The following is a 16,828-nucleotide window of genomic DNA, read 5'->3' on the forward strand; positions in this document are numbered from 1 at the left end:
CACAGCCCTTTTCTCACCCTCCGAGACCTCCATGCTGGCGTTCATCCAGTCGTCCCCGTTGTTGCTCGGCACCGCCCTGATTCTGCTCGACCTCGTGCTCTGGCAGTTGATCCCGATCCAGCGCCGGGCCTGGCGCATCGGTACGCGTCTAGTGATCTTCCTGCTGTTCAGCGCGGTGCTGGTGGCCGCTGGCATGAGCCCGCTGCAACCGCCGCCGTGGCCCGACGACGTCTCGCGCAACCTCATCGCCACGGTACTGGCCATCGGCTGGTGGCTGTTTGGCGCACGCACGGTGACGGTAGTGTTCGGCTTGCTGCTGGTCGCCCGTGGCAGCCACGGCGGGCGCCTGCTGCAGGATGTGCTGGGGGCGCTGATCTTCCTCGCGGCCGTGGTCGCGGCGGCGGGCTATGTGCTGCAACTACCGGTGAAGGGCCTGCTGGCCACTTCCGGGGTGATGGCCATCGTCATCGGCCTGGCGCTGCAAAGCACTCTGGCCGACGTGTTCAGCGGCATCGTGCTGAACACCACGCGGCCCTATCAGATTGGCGATTCGATCTCCATCGACGGCACCGAGGGCAAGGTGCTGGATATCGACTGGCGCGCCACGCGCTTGCTCACCGGCAGTGGCAGCCTGGCGGTGATCCCCAACTCGGTGGCGGCCAAGGCGCGGCTGCTCAACCATAGCCGCCCGGCCGATGTGAACGGGGTGTCGATCTGTGTGGTGGTGCCGGCCAAGGTACGCCCCAAGCGGGTTTTCGATGCGCTGGAAAAAGCCCTGCAGGGCACCAGCGCAATCCTCGCCTCACCCAAGCCCAAGGTCACGGTGAAGGCCTCGACCTTGGAGTCGGTGGAGTACGAGGCCAGTGGTTTCATAGCCGACATGGCCGGCAAGACCGATGCCCGTAACCAGCTGTTCGACCTTGCGCACCGCCATCTGGAAGCCAGCGGGGTGATGTGGAACGTCGACCTGGCGATGCCTCCGCGCAGCCGCCAGCGCGAGGTGCTGGACGAGGTGCGGGTGTTCCGCTCGCTGACTGACGAAGAGCGGGATGCCCTGAGCCAGCGCATGACCGCTGTGGAGTACCTGGCTGACCAGGTGATTCTGGAGGTGGGCGAGCAGTCCGATCATTTGCTGGTAATTGGCAGCGGCGTGGTTTCAGCGTCGGTGCGCGATGGTGACAAGCTGCTGGAGGCCGGCCGCATGGGGCCAGGTGAGGTGTTGGGGATCGAGGGAATCATCGATGAAGATAAATCGTTTGCCGAGTTCCGAACCCTGACCAGCTGCGTGCTGTACCGCATCGAGAAGGAACAGGTGAAGAGCTGCCTGGTGCAGCGCGGGGAAGTACAGATGGCGCTGAGCAAGTTGCAACGGTTCCGGCGCCAGAGCCGGGAGTCGCTGCTGCTGCAGAAGCCGGTTTCGATCAAGAAGGGTGGCTTCTTGAGCTGGTTGCACAAGTAAGCCTGTGCCGGCCCTTTCGCGGGCTCGCCCGCTCCCACAGGGATCGCGCAAGGTCTGAATCCTGTGCAGTACCTGTGGGAGCGGGCATGCCCGCGAAGAGGCCAGTGCTTACAACACCACTCTCAGGCATTGCCCCGCGTGGTACAGCGAGAAGCCGGACTCATAGAACGCGGTGCGCAGCGAAGGCGCGCTCACCCCGGTCATTGGCGAGAACGGAATCGGCAAGCTGTCCGCCTCCCCCTTCAGCAGAAATTCGGCAAACGCCCGGCCAATCACGGTCCCGGTGGTGTTGCCGCGGCCGTTATAGCCCGTCACCGCCACCAGCCCCGGCGCCGGCTCGAACAACCGCATCAGGTGATCCGGGGTGAAGTCGATGCAGCCGGTCCAGTGCATTTCCCACTCGACCTTGCCCAGTTCCGGGTAGTAATGGCTCTGGATCCGGTCGGCCCAGCTGCGCACGAACCAGGCCGGCTTGTTGTCGACCCGGCCGAGGCTGCCCAGTAACAGGCGGCCCTGATCGTCACGGCGGATGCTGCTGAGCACGGTGCGGGTGTCCCAGGAGCCCTGGCCGTGCGGCAGCACCTTGTCAGCTGCCGCACCGTGCAGCGGCTTGGACGCCACCTGGTAGTAGTAGCCACGGAAGAACTGCTTCTGCAGGTTGCTCCAGTCGCCTTCGGTGTAGGCGCCCGTGGAAATCACCACTTTATCGGCGCGTACCGAGCCGCGTGCGGTCTTCACCCGCCAGGCATCGCCATCGCGCTCGAGGCCTTCGACCGAGGACTGCTGGAACAGCTTGCCGCCCAGTCGCGCCACGGCGGCGGCCAGGCCCTGGGTATAGCCCATCGGGTTGATGGTGCCGGCGCGATGGTCGAGCAGCGCGGCGGAAATCTTGTCGGTACCACAGTATTCCTGGCACTGGGCGCCGGTCAGCAGCTCGACGTCGGCACCACGGCGGCGCCATTGCTCGTGGCGGGCCTCAAGGTCAGCGATGCCGGTAGCGTTGTGGGCCATGTGCAGCGTGCCTTTGTGCCGGGCCTGGCAGTCGATGCCGAGGCGTTCGATCATGGCGAACACTTCAGCCGGAGCCTCACCTAGCACCTTGTTCAGGCGACTGCCCTGCTTCTGGCCGAGGGTTGCCTCGACGTCGTCCGGGCGGATCCAGGTGCCGGCGTTGACCAGGCCGACGTTGCGGCCAGAGCCGCCGTGGCCGATCTTCCAGGCCTCCAGCAGGATCACCGACTTGCCCTGTTCGAGCAGGTGGATGGCCGCCGACAGGCCGGTGATGCCGCCGCCGATCACGCAGACATCGGCCTTGTGCTCGCCGGCCAGGGCCTGGCTGGCGACGGTCGGTTGGCTGACGTGTTCCCACAAGCATTGTTGACGCAGTTCGGACATGGCCCGGCTCCAGCAATTTGTTCTTGTTTGGGGCTGCTTTGCAGCCCATTCGCGGGCTCGCCCGCTCCCACAGGGACCTCACAGATTCCGACAGCTGTGAGGTCCCTGTGGGAGCGGGCGAGCCCGCGAACCGGGGGCGAAGCCCCCGGCCATGCAGCATCAATCCATCAGTCGAACACGATACCCTGTGCCAGCGGCAGCTCGCGCGAGTAGTTCACGGTGTTGGTCTGGCGGCGCATGTAGCCTTTCCACGCATCGGAACCAGACTCACGACCACCGCCAGTTTCCTTCTCGCCACCGAACGCGCCGCCGATCTCGGCGCCGCTGGTGCCGATGTTGACGTTGGCGATGCCGCAGTCACTGCCCGAAGCACTCTGGAAGCGCTCGGCTTCGCGAATGTCAGTGGTGAAAATGCACGACGACAGGCCTTGTGGCACTTCGTTGTTCAGGCGCAGGGCCTCTTCGAAGTCGTCGTAGGCCAGCACATAGAGGATCGGCGCGAAGGTTTCATGGCGCACCACGTCGCTCTGGGCCGGCATTTCAGCAATGGCCGGCGACACGTAGTAGGCATTCGGGTACTGCTCGGCCAGCTGGCGTTCGCCACCAAACACCTGCCCACCTTCGTCACGGGCCTTGGCCAGTGCACCCTGCATGGCGTCGAACGACTGCTTGTCGATCAGCGGGCCAACCAGGTTGTCCTTGCGTGGGTCGCCGATGCGCACTTTGCCGTAGGCAGCTTTGACGCGGGCTACCACTTCGTCCTTGATCGAACGGTGCACGATCAGGCGACGCAGGGTCGTGCAGCGCTGGCCGGCGGTGCCGACAGCGGAGAACAGTATGCCGCGCACGGCCAGGTCGAGGTCGGCGCTCGGGGCCAGGATCATGGCGTTGTTGCCACCCAGCTCGAGGATGCTGCGACCGAAGCGGGCGGCAACACGTGGGCCCACTTCACGACCCATGCGGGTGCTGCCGGTGGCGCTGACCAGCGGTACGCGTGGGTCGTCGACCATGGCTTCGCCAGCTTCACGGCCCCCAATCACCAGTTGTGCCAGGCCAGCCGGGGCGTCACCAAAGGCTTTCAGGGCTTTTTCGAACAGCGCCTGGCAAGCCAGGGCGGTCAGCGGGGTCTTCTCGGACGGCTTCCACACCACCGAGTTACCAGCCACCAGGGCCAGCGCGGTGTTCCAGGCCCATACCGCAACCGGGAAGTTGAAAGCGCTGATCACGCCAACCACGCCCAGCGGGTGCCAGGTTTCACGCATGTGGTGGCCTGGGCGCTCGGAAGCGATGGTCAGGCCATACAGCTGGCGCGACAGGCCGACGGCGAAGTCGCAGATATCGATCATTTCCTGTACTTCGCCCAGGCCTTCCTGGGTGATCTTGCCAGCTTCGATCGAGACCAGCTCGCCGAGGTCGGCCTTGTGCTCACGCAGCACTTCACCGAACAGGCGCACCAGCTCGCCACGCCGAGGGGCCGGCACGCTGCGCCAGGCTTCGAAGGCGCTCTGGGCCTGATCGATGCGGGCGACGGTCTCGGCCTTGCCAAGCAGTTTCACCGAGGCGATCTGGCTGCCGTCGATCGGCGTGTGAACAGGGTAGTCGCCCTGGGTGTAAGCCTCGGCGGCAACGCCGAGGCGCTCGAGCAATCCAGCAACCATTTGTGCTTCTCCTACATCGGGTGATGGGGTGGAAAAATGATGTGGATCAGTATTAATCCGATCACACCGGTGCAACAAACGACCTTTATTCCGCATATCATTCCGTCAGGTAATGATTTGAGCCGCAGAGAACGCTATGTCCAAACGCCTGGTGCCCTCCATGACCGCCCTGCAGTGCTTCGAAGCTGCAGCCCGTCACCTGAGCTTTACCCGCGCCGCCGAAGAGCTGCACCTGACCCAGAGCGCGGTCAGCAAGCAGGTGGCGCAGCTCGAAGAGATGCTGCGCCACCACTTGTTCCTGCGTATCCGCAGGCGCCTGCAACTCACGCCTGCGGGCAGCCTGTACCTGGCCGAGGTCAACAAGATCCTTACCCAGGTCGACATGTCCAGCCGCTACGTGCTCACCTACGGCGAGCAGACCGAGATATTGAAAGTAGCCACTCAACCCAGTTTTGGCGTGCGCTGGCTGATCCCGCACCTCAAAGGCTTCGGCAAACGGCACGCGAACATCCACCTCGACATCCGCAACGAGATGGAACCGTTTGCCTTGCTGCAGGGCTCGGCGGATGTGGTGTTCTTCTATGGCCAGGGCACTTGGCCGGGGGCCACTTGCGTGGAGCTGTTCGGTGAACAGGTGGTGCCGGTGTGCGCGCCGGAGCTGCTGGGCGGCCGTGCATTGAGCGATGCCGGTGAACTGGCCGACCTGGTGCTGTTGCAGAGTACGTCGCGGCCCGAGGCCTGGCATGAATGGTTCCTGGAGCTGGGGTTGCACAGCGTCAGCGCCTACCACGGGCCGCGCTTCGATACGTTCTATATGGCGCTGAGTGCGGCGCAGGCCGGGTGCGGGGTAGCGTTGGTGCCGCAATACCTGGTGGCCAAAGAGCTGGCCGAGGGCAGCCTGGTCATTGCGTGGAATCATGCGATGCGCAGTACTGGCAAGCATTACCTGGCGTATGCCGAGCATGCGGCGGAGGTGCCAAAGGTACGGGCTCTGGTGGAATGGATTCGCGAGCAGCTTCAGGCTTGAGGGCCTCTTCGCGGCTAAAGCCGCTCCCACAGGGTACTGCGCAAAGTCTGAATCCTGTGCAGTACCTGTGGGAGCGGCTTTAGCCGCGAAAGGGCCATGGAGGTCGATCAAAAATGGAATGACTGACTCACTTTTTTTCGCTTGTGAGCCAAGTGCATTCCCAGCTTTCATGTAAGCGTCCGAACCTAACCAGGAAGCTAGCGATGCCCGCCCACGATTTCGTCAGCCCCGACAGCATCCGCGCGCAGTTCTCTGCCGCCATGTCACTCATGTACAAACAGGAAGTGCCGCTGTACGGCACGCTGCTGGAGCTGGTGAGCGAAATCAACCAGCGGGTCTTGGCCGAGCGGCCCAAGCTGGCCGAGGCCTTGCGCTGGACCGGCGAAATCGAACGCCTGGACCATGAGCGCCACGGCGCCATCCGCGTCGGAACCGCCGAAGAGCTGGCCACCATCGCCCGGCTGTTCGCAGTGATGGGCATGGCGCCGGTCGGCTATTACGACCTCAGCTCAGCTGGCGTGCCGGTGCACTCCACCGCGTTCCGCGCTGTGCATGAGCAGTCGCTGCATGTCAGCCCGTTCCGCGTGTTCACCTCGCTGCTGCGCCTGGAGCTGATCGACAACCTGCCGCTGCGCGAACTGGCTCAGGGCATCCTGGCCAAGCGTCAGATATTCACCCCCCGGGTACTGGAACTGATTGCCCGATGCGAGCGCGATGGCGGCCTGAACGAGACCGATGCCGGCGAGTTCGTTCGTGAAGCCTTGCACACCTTCCGCTGGCACCAGGACGCCACGGTCACGGCCGCGCAGTATCAGCAGTTGCATGACCAGCACCGCCTGATTGCCGACGTGGTGGCCTTCAAAGGCCCGCACATCAACCACCTGACCCCACGCACCCTGGACATCGACGCGATCCAGGCCGGCATGCCGGCCAAGGGCATCCCGCCGAAAGCCGTGGTCGAAGGGCCACCCACTCGCCGCCACCCGATCCTGCTGCGCCAGACCAGCTTCAAGGCGCTGCAGGAGAAGGTTGCATTCAGCGACCACCAGGGTAGCCACACCGCACGTTTCGGCGAAATCGAACAGCGCGGCGCGGCACTGACGCCGAAGGGCCGCCAGCTGTACGACACGCTGCTCGATGCCACCCGCGCCGCCTTGGGAGGAGCGCCAGCCGAGGCCAATGCCGAGCGCTACATGGCGCTGTTGCAGGAAAGCTTCGCTGCATTCCCGGATGACCTGGCGCAGATGCGTGAGCAGGGGCTGGCTTATTTCCGCTACTTCGCGACCGAGCAGGGCCTGGCCGCGCGGGAGCAGGCGGATCGCCCGACCACCCTGGAAGGTCTGATCGCGGCCGGCCATGTGCACTACGAGGCACTGGTGTACGAGGACTTCCTGCCGGTGAGTGCGGCGGGGATCTTCCAGTCGAACCTGGGGGATGAGGGCCAGGCCGAGTATGGCAGCAATGCCAATCGCGAGGCTTTCGAAGCGGCGCTGGGGCTGCAGGTGCAGGATGAACTGGCGCTGTATGCGCAGAGCGAGCGGCGCTCGCTGCAGGCCTGCGCCCAAGCGCTGAACCTGGGTTCACTGTAAGCCTCAGGCTTGCCGGGGGCGCTTTGCGCCCCTTTCGCGACACAAGGCCGCTCCTACAAAAGCAACGCGCGTTCCTGTAGGAGCGGCCTTGTGTCGCGAAAGGGCCGCACAGCGGCCCCCTGCGGTTCAGCGGAAGCGGTCCACTTCCTGACGCAGTTGCGCCGCCAACCCTTCCAGCTCGCGCGCGGTCAAGGCCAGCTCATTGGCCACATCGCGCTGCTCGCTGTTGGCCTGGGCAATGCTCTGCAGGTTGCGGCTAAGCACGGTGGCCGTGCTGCTCTGCTCCTGAGTCGCCGTGCTGATCACGGCAAACTGCTCACCCGCGGTGCGGCTCTGCTCATCAATCCGCGCCAGCGCTTCGGCGACCTTGTCGTTGCGCGCCAGCCCTTCCTGCATCAGCAGGTTACCCTGCTCCAGGGTATGGATGGCGTGCCCGGTCTGCTGCTGGATACTGGTGATCATCCCGGAAATCTCATCGGTTGCCTGACGCGTGCGCGCGGCCAGCCCACGCACCTCATCCGCGACCACGGCAAATCCACGGCCCTGTTCACCGGCACGGGCAGCCTCGATGGCGGCGTTCAAAGCCAGCAGATTGGTCTGTTCGGCAATCGCGGTGATCACGCTTATGATACCGCCGATCTCCTGCGAACGAGCGCCCAGGCTGTCCATGACAGTGGCGGTGCCACCCAGCGCTTCGGCAATCTGGCGCAGCGAACTCGACGCTTCGTCCATGGCACTGCGGCCGATGCGGGTCTGCTGGGCGTTGTCACGGGCCATACGCTCGGTACCCGCCATGTTGTCGGCGATGTTCATCGACGTCGCGCTGAATTCCTCCACCGCACCGGCCATGCTGGTGATCTCGCCGGACTGCTGGTCCATGCCTTCACAGGCACCGGTAGACAACCCGGACAGCGAACGCGCACGACTACTGACCTGCTCGGAAGCACTGCGAATGTGCTCGACCATGGTCGCCAGCGCCTCGCCCATCTGGTTGAAGCTGCGGGCCAGCTGGCCGATCTCGTCATGGCTGGTCACACTCAGGCGCGCATTCAGGTCGCCGGCACCCAGTGCCTCGGCCTGACGCACCAGGTCATCCAGCGGGCGCAGCTTGCGGCGCAGCAGCCAAAGGGTGGCGGCCACGGCCAGCAGCATCGCCAGCAGGCTGCCGATGGCAAGACGCAGGCCAACGCTCCAGGTCACCTCGCGGATTTCCGCCTTGGGCATGCTCGCCACCACGGTCCAGGGGCCCTCGGCGAACGGCGCGCTGGCACTGAACAGGTCCTGGTCGGCGTTGGCCGGCGGCACCAGCCATTGGCCCTGGTCATCGCGAATGGCCAACGAACCGGTTGTCCCGATGCGGAAGCGCTTGAGGTTGGCGAACTGGGCGTTCTGTGCGTCGGTGTAGTCGAAGCCGACGAACAGCACCGCAATCACCCGGCCGCTGCTGTCGCTGACGGGTACGTAGCGGGTCATGTAGTTGCGCTCGAACAGCACGGCGCGGCCGACGTACATCTGCCCGGCCAGCAGCTTGCTGTAGGCGGGGTGCTGTCGGTCGAGCTGGGTACCGATGGCGCGGGTGCCGTCCTGTTTCTTCAGGTTGGTGCTGATGCGCACGAAGTCATCACCGCTGCGCACGAACAGGGTCGCGATGCCGGCAGTCATCTGCTGGAATTCGTCGACCACCTGGAAGTCGTTGTTCAGCAGCTGGTCACCCAGGTACAGGGCGGGCGTGCTTTGACCGGCGACCTGCACGGTTTCGCCAGGGTGCAGCGACAGGCCCGAGGCGAAACGGCGCTCGAACAGGCCACTCAGGCGCTGGGTGTTGTCCTTGAGCGACCCGTGGAAGGTATCGAGCTGGTCGGCCAGCAGTCGCGCCTCGCTGGCCAGGTGGGCCTGGCGGGTGGCGAGGTTGGCGTCATCCAGCGCACGCAGGGCGAACAGGGTACTGCCGGAAATCACCAACGCCAGCACGATGGCGAGGGCGACACCGAGCTGCGAGGCAATTCGGGCACGCGGTTGAGACATTTTAAGAGAGCTCCTGGCAAGAGGCCGGGATCGTCCTGATCACGCTGGCCACCCGCATCTTATCGACGGGAAGCGCATCCTCTTCCGGGACGCTGGTGCCAATAGATCGGCGTCGCTGTGGAATACTTGAGTGTCGGGCCGGGGTATTCGCAAACGTTTTCTTTCGCCTGTACCGGCCTCTTCGCGGGCACGCCCGCTCCCACAGGATCACCACCGGCCTGAGGCATGTGCTGTACTTGTGGGAGCGGGCGTGCCCGCGAAGAGGCCGGCACAGGCAGTCAAAGGGCTGGCAGGATTTCCACCACAGGCAAGTCAACTGCCGCCGCCTCTTCCTGCAAAAACACGCTCAACCGCCGCAACCGCTCCCCGCCTGGCCGGGTCCGCGGCCACACCAAGTAGTAGTCCATGCCGCTGGGCACCGCCGTCGGCCAAGGCAAACTCAAGCGTCCCTGGGCCACATCCTCGGCGACCATCAGCAAGTCGCCCATCGAGATGCCGTAACCTCGCGCCGCCGCGATCATGCCCAGCTCCAGGGTATCGAACACCTGTCCGCCCTTGAGTGAGACCTTGTCGCTGAGCCCCATGCGCTCCAGCCATTCGCGCCAGTCACGCTTGTCGGGGGTCGGGTGCAGCAGCTCGATACCCGCCAACCGCCGCTCGTCCCACGGCCCTTCCTTCAACAGGTCCGGTGCCCCTACCGGGATCAACAGCTCGGAAAACAACCGACGTACTTCCCAGTCCGCCGGGAACACCCCGTCACTGAGCAGCACCGCGCAATCGAACGGTTCCTGGTTGAAGTCGACATGGTCGACATCCATCCAGGCGCTGGTCAGTTGCACCTCGTTGCCAGGTTGCAGGTGCCGGAAGCGGCTCAGCCGCGCCAGCAGCCAGCGCATGGTCAGGGTCGACGGCGCCTTCATGCGCAGGATGTCGTCTTCCCCACGCAAGGTATCGCAGGCCCGCTCCAGCGCAGCAAAGCCTTCACGCACGCCGGGCAGCAGCACCCGGGCCGCCTCGGTCAGTTGCAGGCTGCGACCATTGCGCACGAACAGCCGACAGGCGAAATGCTCCTCGAGGGTGCGAATATGCCGGCTCACCGCGCTCTGGGTAATCGACAGCTCTTCACCGGCACGGGTGAACGAGCTCAGCCGCGCAGCCGCTTCGAATGCGCGCAGTGCATACAGGGGAGGCAGCTGGCGGGACATGGGGCACCTGTCATACGGGGGCGGGAATGGAATGCACTGAATCATATATGCATGAGTTCAACTCATGCCAACCATCGCATTTATCCTTTTGTGCAAAGTTGACCGAAGCCTCAGAATCGTCCCTCGCTCACAGCATCAGGCACAAGGACCTCACCCATGTACGTCGCGCCCACCACAGAACTCAAGGCTTTGCTGCGCCTGGCCGGGCCGCTGATCGCCTCGCAGTTGGCGCACATGCTGATGGTGCTCACCGACACCTTGATGATGGCTCGCATCAGCCCGCAGGCCCTGGCCGGTGGCGGGCTGGGCGCGGCGAGCTATTCGTTCGTGTCGATCTTCTGCCTGGGCGTGATCGCCGCAGTCGGCACCCTGGTGGCGATTCGCAAGGGTGCCAACGACATCGAGGGCGCCACGCGCCTGGCGCAGAACGGCCTATGGCTCGCCTGGGGCCTGGCACTGGTGGCAGCGCTGGTGTTGTGGAACCTGAAACCGGTATTGCTGCTGTTCGGCCAGCAGCCGGAGAACGTAAATTCGGCAGCCGAGTTCCTCACCCTGCTGCCACTGGCCCTGCCCGGCTACCTGACCTTCATGGCCCTGCGCGGCTTCACCAGCGCGCTTGGGCGCTCGACCCCGGTAATGGTCATCAGCCTGGTCGGCACGGTGCTCAACTACCTGTTCAACATCGCCCTGATCGAAGGCATGTTCGGCCTGCCGAAGCTGGGCCTGATGGGTATCGGCCTGGTCACGGCCGTGGTGTCGATGGGCATGGCCATCGCGCTGGCGCTGTACATCCGCTGGCACCCAGCCTATGCCGCCTATCCGCTGCGCAAAGGGCTGTCGCGCCCTTCGCTGCCGGCCCTGCGCGAGCTGTGGCGGCTGGGCCTGCCGATTGGCGGCACCTACATGGTGGAAGTCGGGCTGTTCGCCTTCGCCGCACTGTGCATGGGCGTGCTAGGCAGCACGCAACTGGCGGCACACCAGATTGCCCTGCAGATCGTCTCCACGGCGTTCATGGTGCCGACCGGGCTGTCCTATGCGGTAACCATGCGCGTGGGCCTGTACTACGGCGCCGGCAATCTGTTGGCCGCACGCAGCGCCGGGCGGGTGGGGATCGGCTTCGGCGCAACCATCATGTTTGCCTTTGCAGCGTTGTTCCTGCTGATGCCGGAGGCATTGGTGGGGCTGTTCATCGACCGCAGCGACCCCGGCTTCGCCGCGATCTATCAGCTGGCGGTGCAGTTGCTGATGGTGGCGGCATGGTTTGAGCTGTTCGATGGTATGCAGACCATAGCCATGGGCTCGATACGTGGCTTGAAGGACGCCAAGACCACCTTCCTGATCGGGCTGTGCTGCTACTGGCTGGTGGGGGCGCCGAGCGCCTGGCTGCTCACCTTTACCCTGGGCGGCGGGGCCGTAGGGGTATGGTGGGGGCTGGCGTTGGGGCTGGCCTGCGCGGCGGTGGCGCTGACCATTGGCTTTGAGTGGCGGATGAAGCGGTTGCTGGGGAAAAAAGCTCATCCTGAAAAAGCTGCAGTATCTGCGTGACTGCCGGGGCTGCTTTGCAGCCCTTTCGCGACACGAGGCCGCTCCTACAGAAGAACGCGATTCCCTGTAGGAGCGGCCTTGTGTCGCGAAAGGAGGGCAAAGCCCTCCCCTGCGGTCTTATAGGCACACCAACTGCGGCCGAGCACTTTCCTGCAGATAATCGATCAGTTCTCCTACCGGCAGCGGCTTGCTGACCAGAAACCCTTGCACCTGGTCACAGCCAAACCCGCGCAGCAAGGCCATCTGTTCCGGGCTTTCCACACCTTCGGCTACCACCTCCAGGTTGAGGTTGTGCGCCAGGTTGATCATGGCATGCACCAGCTTGCGGTTCTCTTCGCGCATCTCCATCTCGGCAACGAAGCTGCGGTCGACCTTGAGCAAGGTGATCGGCAGGCTGTTCAGGTGCACGAAGGACGAGAAGCCGGTACCAAAGTCATCCAGCGAGAAGCGCACACCCAGGCGACCCAGGGCATCCATGGTCTGGCGCACCAGCTCGTTGCGGCGCATCACTGCCGTTTCGGTCAGTTCGAACTCCAGCCAGCGCGCATCCACACTGTGCTCGATGATCAACCGGCTCAGGGTGGCCAGCAACTGGCTGTCCTGGAACTGGCGGAAGCTCAGGTTCACCGCCATGTGCAGCGGCGCAAGCCCCTGTTCGCGCAGCGCCTGCATATCGCGCAGTGCACGGGAAATCACCCAGTAGCCCAACGGCACGATCAACCCGCTCTGCTCGGCCAGCGGCACGAACTCGCTCGGCGGCAGCAGGCCGCGCTCGGCATGGCGCCAGCGCACCAGGGCCTCCAGGCCGACGATGCGGCCATCGGCCAGGTTCAGCCGCGGCTGGTAGTGCAGCTCCAGTTCGTCGCGACGCAGCGCCCGGCGCAGCTCGCTTTCCAGGTCGGCCAGGCTGCGCGCATTGCGGTTGATGCGTTCATTGAATACGTGGAAGGTGCAGCCCTGGCTACTTTTGGCCTGGCGCATGGCGATGTGCGCATGCCACATCAGCGGGTCAGGGCCGCCCTGGGCGCGGGCGTGGGCCAGGCCCAGGCTGCAGCCAAGCAGCAGGCTTTCGCCGTCGATCCAGTAGGGTTCGGCCAGCGCCTCGACGATACGCTCGGCGATCCATTCGGCGCGGTTGGCATCGCGGCGCGTGTCGATCAGCAGGGCAAATTCATCGCTGCCCAGGCGCGCCAGCTGGTCGCCGGCCTCCAGTTGCTGCTTGAGGCGCGCGACCACCTGCAGTATCAGACGGTCGCCGCACTGATGGCCAAGGGCGTCGTTGACATGGCGGAAGTTGTCCAGGTCCAGGTGGCCGAGGGCCACGCCGCGGCCTTCGTTCTCCGCCAGGCGCGTGGTCAGCAGGGCCTGGAAACCCTGGCGGTTGGCGATGCCGGTCAGCGGGTCCTGCTCGGCCAGGCGCTGCAACGTCGCCACCAGCACACCGCGCTCGCGCACATGGCGCAGCGAGCGGCGCAGGGCATCGACGTTCAGCTGGTCACGTACCAGCCAGTCGCTGACACCCGTTGGCGATGTGTCTGGTTCGTGGTCGAGCAACAGGATGGTCGGCAGTTCGCAGCGCCCGGGTGCGGGCTGCAACGCCGGCGTGGCCAGCACCACCGCCTGGCGGTCTGCGCTGAAAAGGGTATCGACTGCCGCCCAGTTCGGCGCAGTCAGCAGTACTGCGCTTCCGTCCAGCGGCAGCAGGCATTCGCGTAACAAGGCGGCCCATTCCGGCTCATCAGCCAACAGCAGCAAACGCAAAGGTTCGACAGGCGTGGACAAGCGGGCTCCTTAAGACTCGAAAGGTGTAGCGTTGGATATCGGACATGCTACTGCATAAATGAAAATGATTTTCACTTTTAGACATATCCTTTGCCCACAGTGCCTCCCGTCGCATTTTGACGTGCATCCTGCGCGAAAGTCGGCAAACCGGCAATTACGATTTTTCCGGTGAATAGCATTAGTTTCACTAATGTTTATCCTCGAACAAAAGTCTGACTCAAACGTCAGACGGTCGCGCCACAAGTGGCCCATGCCTGTTAGAATGCGCGGCTATTTTCTGGCGACCCCCGGTTTCTAGCATGTCCCGACTCAATCCCCGGCAACAGGAAGCCCGTGACTACGTCGGCGGCCCTCTATTGGTGCTCGCCGGTGCTGGCTCGGGCAAGACCAGCGTGATCACGCGCAAGATTGCCCATCTCATCCAGAACTGCGGCATCCGTGCCCAGTACATCGTGGCGATGACCTTCACCAACAAGGCCGCCCGCGAGATGAAGGAGCGGGTCGCCACCCTGCTGCGTCCGGGGGAAGGCCGGGGCCTGACGGTGTGTACCTTCCACAACCTGGGCCTGAACATCATCCGCAAGGAGCACGAGCGCCTGGGCTACAAGCCGGGCTTCTCGATCTTCGATGAATCCGACATCAAGGCGCTGCTGTCGGACATCATGCAGAAGGAATACTCCGGCGACGACGGCATCGACGAGATCAAGAACATGATCGGTGCCTGGAAAAACGACCTGATCCTGCCCGCCGAAGCCCTTGAGAAGGCGCGCAACCCGCGCGAGCAGACCGCCGCCATCGTCTACACCCACTACCAGCGCACGCTCAAGGCGTTCAACGCGGTGGACTTCGACGACCTGATCCTGCTGCCGGTCAAGCTGTTCCAGGAGCACCCCGACGTGCTCGAACGCTGGCAGAACCGCGTGCGCTACCTGCTGGTGGACGAATACCAGGACACCAACGCCAGCCAGTACCTGCTGGTGAAGATGCTGATCGGCATGCGCAACCAGTTCACCGTGGTGGGCGATGATGACCAGTCGATCTATGCCTGGCGTGGCGCCCGCCCAGAAAATCTGATGCTGCTCAAGGAGGACTACCCCTCCTTGAAGATCGTCATGCTCGAACAGAACTACCGCTCCACCAGCCGCATCCTGCGCTGTGCCAACGTGCTGATCGCCAACAACCCGCATGCTTTCGAAAAGCAGCTGTGGAGCGAGATGGGCGTAGGCGACGAGATCCGTGTGATCCGCTGCAAGAACGAGGAAGCCGAGGCCGAGCGCGTGGCCATGGAGATCCTCACCCTGCACCTGCGCACCAACCGCCCGTACAGCGACTTCGCGATCCTCTACCGCGGTAACTACCAGGCCAAACTGATCGAACTGAAGTTGCAGCACCACCAGGTGCCGTATCGCCTGTCGGGCGGCAACAGCTTCTTCGGCCGCCAGGAGGTCAAGGACCTCATGGCCTACCTGCGCCTGCTGGTGAACCCGGATGACGACAACGCCTACCTGCGGGTGATCAACGTACCGCGCCGGGAAATCGGCTCGACCACCCTGGAAAAGCTCGGCAACTACGCCACCGAGCGCGGCATTTCGATGTACGCTGCCAGCGAGGAGCTGGGCCTGGGTGAGCACCTGGATGCGCGCTACACCGAGCGCCTGCAACGCTTCAAGCACTGGCTCGACGGGGTGCGCCACAAGGTCGCCCTGGAAGACCCGATCGCCGCGCTGCACGAGATGATCCGCGACATCGACTACGAGAACTGGATTCGCCAGCAGACCGCCAGCGACAAGGCAGCGGAGTTCCGCATCAGCAACGTCTGGTTCCTGGTCGAAGCGCTGAAGAACACCCTCGAGAAGGACGAAGAGGGTGACATGACCATCGAGGACGCCATCGGCAAGCTGGTGCTGCGCGACATGCTCGAGCGCCAGCAGGAAGAGGAAGAAAACGCCGAAGGTGTACAGATGATGACCCTGCATGCTTCCAAGGGTCTGGAGTTCCCTTACGTGTTCATCATGGGCATGGAGGAAGAGATCCTTCCCCACCGCTCCAGCATCGAGGCCGACACCATCGAAGAGGAACGCCGCCTGGCCTACGTGGGCATCACCCGCGCGCGCCAGACCCTGGCCTTCACCTTCGCCGCAAAGCGCAAGCAGTACGGCGAAATCATCGACTGCACACCCAGCCGGTTCCTCGACGAACTACCGCCCGACGACCTGGCCTGGGAAGGCCTGGACGATGCACCGGTCGAGGTCAAGGCCGCACGCGGCAACAATGCCCTTGCCGACATCCGGGCAATGCTCAAACGCTGATCAACCCTTATCCTTTAAATCTGCCGCTTCCAGCGGCCACCTTTGTTACATCGAGGAATACACAGTGGAAGCACTGCATCAGAAGATTCGCGAAGAAGGCATCGTGCTTTCCGATCAGGTTCTCAAAGTCGACGCGTTTCTCAACCACCAGATCGATCCGGCGCTGATGCAGCTGATCGGTGACGAGTTCGCCCGCCTGTTCGCCGATGCCGGCGTGACCAAGATCGTCACCATCGAAGCCTCGGGCATTGCCCCGGCGGTGATGACCGGCCTGAAGCTGGGCGTACCGGTGATCTTCGCGCGCAAGCACCAGTCGCTGACCCTGACCGAGAACCTGCTGACCGCCTCGGTGTATTCCTTCACCAAGCAGACCGAGAACACCGTGGCCATCTCGCCGCGCCACCTCAACAGCAGCGACCGCGTGCTGGTGATCGACGACTTCCTGGCCAACGGCAAGGCATCGCAAGCGCTGATCTCGATCATCAAGCAGGCCGGAGCCACCGTTGCCGGCCTGGGCATCGTCATCGAGAAGTCGTTCCAGGGCGGCCGCGCCGAGCTGGATAGCCAGGGCTACCGCGTCGAATCGCTGGCCCGGGTGAAGTCGCTGGAAGGTGGTGTGGTTTCGTTCATCGAGTAACCGCGTCGCCTGCTTCGCGGGCAAGCCCGCTCCCACAGGTATGCACAGGATTTAAAAGCTGTGCGGTACCTGGACTGCCCCCAAGAAGTTGGACACCAATCCAACCCTTGGGGGATTCATGGCCAAGTACACTGAGCAGTTCAAGCTCACAGCAATCACTGCCTATTTGGATGGCAGCAACGGTTTCCGTACGGTAG

Annotated in this window: 11 protein-coding genes and 1 pseudogene; 6 read left to right on the forward strand and 6 right to left on the reverse strand. The window is 63.9% G+C overall.

Translation table 11 applies throughout. The features are described from left to right. Window positions 1–31 precede the first annotated feature (31 nt). Window positions 32–1,459 carry a mechanosensitive ion channel family protein gene (locus tag CQW31_RS04795; protein WP_099813907.1) on the forward strand — a complete coding sequence of 476 codons (1,428 nt, stop codon included), beginning with the start codon at window positions 32–34 and terminating at the stop codon, window positions 1,457–1,459. Between the two features lie 108 nt (window positions 1,460–1,567). Here the strand turns inward: CQW31_RS04795 and CQW31_RS04800 are convergent, their stop codons facing one another. Continuing rightward, the gene (locus tag CQW31_RS04800; protein WP_099813908.1) at window positions 1,568–2,854 is read right to left on the reverse strand and encodes an FAD-binding oxidoreductase; all 1,287 of its coding nucleotides are present in this window, start codon (window positions 2,852–2,854) and stop codon (window positions 1,568–1,570) included. 167 nt (window positions 2,855–3,021) lie between these two features. Continuing rightward, on the reverse strand, window positions 3,022–4,512 hold the full coding sequence (locus CQW31_RS04805) for an aldehyde dehydrogenase family protein (RefSeq protein ID WP_099813909.1): 1,491 nt from the start codon (window positions 4,510–4,512) through the stop codon (window positions 3,022–3,024). A gap of 136 nt (window positions 4,513–4,648) precedes the next feature. On the opposite strand from CQW31_RS04805, the gene CQW31_RS04810 reads away from it, so the two are divergent. Both CQW31_RS04810 and CQW31_RS04815 read left to right on the forward strand, forming a co-directional pair. Continuing rightward, window positions 4,649–5,539, forward strand: a complete 891-nt coding sequence (locus CQW31_RS04810) for a LysR family transcriptional regulator (RefSeq protein WP_099813910.1) — start codon at window positions 4,649–4,651, stop codon at window positions 5,537–5,539. Window positions 5,540–5,742: 203 nt separating this feature from the next. Further along, window positions 5,743–7,128, forward strand: coding sequence for a VOC family protein (locus tag CQW31_RS04815; RefSeq protein WP_054887127.1), 1,386 nt, complete (start codon window positions 5,743–5,745; stop codon window positions 7,126–7,128). 126 nt (window positions 7,129–7,254) lie between these two features. Here CQW31_RS04815 and CQW31_RS32025 read toward each other — a convergent pair whose 3' ends face one another. The 3 genes and pseudogenes from CQW31_RS32025 to CQW31_RS04825 all read right to left on the reverse strand — a co-directional run bounded on the left by CQW31_RS32025 (window position 7,255) and on the right by CQW31_RS04825 (window position 10,358). Beyond that, complete coding sequence (locus tag CQW31_RS32025) at window positions 7,255–8,115, reverse strand: methyl-accepting chemotaxis protein (protein ID WP_371858362.1); 861 nt, start codon at window positions 8,113–8,115, stop codon at window positions 7,255–7,257. After that, window positions 8,113–9,153 (reverse strand): annotated as a pseudogene (locus CQW31_RS32030) (Cache 3/Cache 2 fusion domain-containing protein); the annotation flags it as partial. The pseudogene CQW31_RS32030 and the gene CQW31_RS32025, both read right to left, overlap by 3 nt. Window positions 9,154–9,431: 278 nt before the next feature. Continuing rightward, the gene (locus CQW31_RS04825; protein ID WP_099813912.1) at window positions 9,432–10,358 is read right to left on the reverse strand and encodes a LysR substrate-binding domain-containing protein; all 927 of its coding nucleotides are present in this window, start codon (window positions 10,356–10,358) and stop codon (window positions 9,432–9,434) included. Window positions 10,359–10,514: 156 nt separating this feature from the next. Here CQW31_RS04825 and CQW31_RS04830 point away from each other — a divergent pair, with 156 nt between their 5' ends. Next, complete coding sequence (locus tag CQW31_RS04830; RefSeq protein WP_054886746.1) at window positions 10,515–11,903, forward strand: NorM family multidrug efflux MATE transporter; 1,389 nt, start codon at window positions 10,515–10,517, stop codon at window positions 11,901–11,903. A 117-nt stretch (window positions 11,904–12,020) separates the two neighbouring features. On the opposite strand, the gene CQW31_RS04840 is transcribed toward CQW31_RS04830, so the two are convergent. Then, entirely contained in the window at window positions 12,021–13,685 is a 1,665-nt protein-coding gene (locus CQW31_RS04840; protein WP_054886747.1) for a bifunctional diguanylate cyclase/phosphodiesterase, read from the reverse strand. Window positions 13,686–13,984: 299 nt separating this feature from the next. On the opposite strand from CQW31_RS04840, the gene rep reads away from it, so the two are divergent. Together rep and CQW31_RS04850 are read left to right on the forward strand one after the other, a co-directional pair. After that, window positions 13,985–15,994 (forward strand): DNA helicase Rep, encoded by a 2,010-nt coding sequence (gene rep / locus CQW31_RS04845; protein ID WP_054886748.1) that lies wholly within the window; start codon window positions 13,985–13,987, stop codon window positions 15,992–15,994. A 64-nt stretch (window positions 15,995–16,058) separates the two neighbouring features. Beyond that, window positions 16,059–16,631, forward strand: a complete 573-nt coding sequence (locus CQW31_RS04850; protein ID WP_003253535.1) for a xanthine phosphoribosyltransferase — start codon at window positions 16,059–16,061, stop codon at window positions 16,629–16,631. Window positions 16,632–16,828 lie beyond the last annotated feature (197 nt).

The sequence above is a fragment of the Pseudomonas sp. 382 genome (genome assembly GCF_002759075.1).
In the GTDB taxonomy this organism is placed as follows: Bacteria; Pseudomonadota; Gammaproteobacteria; order Pseudomonadales; family Pseudomonadaceae; genus Aquipseudomonas; species Aquipseudomonas vlassakiae.